General features: G+C 64.7%; 2 protein-coding genes. Both read right to left on the bottom strand.

Annotation, left to right across the window (positions count from 1 at the left end; all coding sequences use genetic code 11):
* The coding region (locus PMI38_RS03750) for a T6SS effector BTH_I2691 family protein (protein WP_008090916.1) at positions 1-1,740 on the bottom strand (1,740 nt) is incomplete at its 3' end.
* Between the two features lie 93 nt (positions 1,741-1,833).
* Positions 1,834-2,145: toxin VasX (locus PMI38_RS03745; RefSeq protein WP_008090913.1), on the bottom strand; the 312-nt coding region annotated here is incomplete at its 5' end.

Below are 2,145 nucleotides of genomic sequence, written 5' to 3'. Positions count from 1 at the left end.
GTCTTGGATGTCATACCATGCCCCTACCGCAGCGGCAGCCCCCGCCAATACTCCTGCCGTCAAGCGCAAGCCACTACTAAACACCTTGGCACCCTGCTGCACGGCCGCATTGCTGCTTCGCGCAGCCATTGCCACCGCCGTCGCCCCCAGTTCGACGCCGGCAGCGGTCAGCGCCACCACTGCCGCCGCCGCTTCGACGTATTCCCGGCTGTTCTTGTCGGTAACCGCGAGCTTATTGTGGAGGTTCCACAGCTCCAGAAACACCAGTGCGTGACCAATGCGCATTTCCGTCATTGGCCCCTTATCCGCAGCGCGCAAAGCCTCGTCGAAGCTGCGATCAATGGCCCGGTCCAGGCGCGCCTTCGTTCCCCGGCTCAGTGCTTTGCCGTCACGCAATTCCAGTTGGAAGTGCTCGGCAAAGCGCCCAAGCCGTGCGTGGAGGGCGGCGGCGATCAGCTTGTTGATCGGCTTGTCTACCAACGTGGCTAACTTGCTCTGGAACAGCGAGTTGCCCAGGGTATCGACCAGCAGGGCACCACCTACCAGGTAGCTGGAGGGCGGCCCTGCCGTCGCGTCCGCCAACGAATCCAGCAAGGCATGGCTTTTGTCATAGAGATCGGCCAACTTCTTCAGCCGGCTCTGCAGGGCCGCAGGGTCGAGAAACGCCAGGGTGCCTTGCTCACCGAAGAGCCTGGCCACCTCGTCCTCGATGGCCTCCTGGTTCTGCGTCAGTGCCCGCCAGAACAAGTTTTCCCGCGAGCCCCCCGCCTGGCGCCAGCGTTCGAGCCACTGCTCGCCGGCCGCCGTGGCATTCATGCCGACCAAGGCCTTGCCCATCTGGTCTTCGAACAGCAGGGCGTGCTCCGTGTCGTTGGGATCGAACACGTCGAGCGCGACGAGCAACTGTTCGCTTTGCAGCCAACGCAGATGGTCCGGGGCACGCGCCTCCTTGGCGGCGTCGGCCTGGTCGACTTCATCGCGATAGCGCCTGAGAAAGCTCTGGCGCATGTCTTCGTTGATGTACTTCGCGTATTTGTCCCAGCTCTGGGCGCGGCTGGCCTTGGCGGCGGCCTCTTGCACCTGGCGCTGATGCGCCGGGTTGCGGAACGTCTGGTAGCCACGGTAGGACTGCGCGACCGCGTGCTGATTGCTCATCCGGTACTCGGGGTCGGTGTAGCGCACCCCGATGCCTTGCTGGCCCTTGTAATAGTTCTGCTCGGCTTCGTCTTCCACGAGCTGGCGGATGTTTTCGAGGGCGAAGGCGATGGTGAACTTGCGCTGATTGCTGAGCTTCTCGCCGTCCTCCCGCGCCATGAAGGCTTCCAGTGGCTCGCTGCTGGCGTTGCGCCAGGCGTTGAGTTCCTGGACGAGGCCGAGCGCATCGTCGAGGACGATGGCGGCGCCACGTGGCGCCTTGCGTCCACCGGACGGCATCATTTCGGCGAACAGCGCTTGCTGCGGTGGCAGGTAGGTGGAGAAGGCCTGGGCCCTTAGCTGGCGCGCGAGGTCGGGCTTGTCCGCTGCGGCAAAGTCGGCGATGAGGTCGAGCTCCGCGTACGTGAGCACATTGTCCAGTTGCGGCGGCGAGGCCGAGGCCAAGCGGATAATGTCCACCGAAGTCATGCTGTCCCGGTACATCGACAGCGCACGGTAGCTGTCCCGCCTGGCCTGGGTCAGCGGTGCCGCGCTGTAGAGAAAGCGCAGGTCTTCGATGCCGTCCACATCGTTGAACTTCAGCATCCAGGTCAGCCCCCGGACGCCATTCACCCCGACAAAGGGCGACGCGGGCGGGGCCCAGGGGTGGTCGGCGTCGATGAAGTTGAGGCTGCCGAGTTAGGAGACGCGGTACTGGCTATGCCAGGCATAGGCGGCGCCCATGCGCTTGATCAGGACGTACAGAAAGCCCTCGCGCAAGGGCCGTACGGCGTACTCGGACTTGGTGAGCGGGCCGACCTGGAAAGGCCGGCGCAGCTGCACGGGCAACGGCGGCAGTTGCCCGCGCTGGAAGTCGTTGCCGCCCATGGCGCCGTAGCGCAGGGGCAGCAGGCAGAAGCTGCGCGTGCAGGTGACTTCGGCGCCGGGTTTCAGCACGCTGTCCAGCAGTCGGCGGTTTTCGGCGCATTGGGCGAAGGTTTCTTTCCAGCT

It is taken from the genome of Pseudomonas sp. GM84 (assembly GCF_000282535.1).
Lineage (GTDB): Bacteria > Pseudomonadota > Gammaproteobacteria > Pseudomonadales > Pseudomonadaceae > Aquipseudomonas.
Note: the sequence above shows the minus strand (reverse complement) of the source record. Positions and strands in the feature narration are given on the sequence as shown.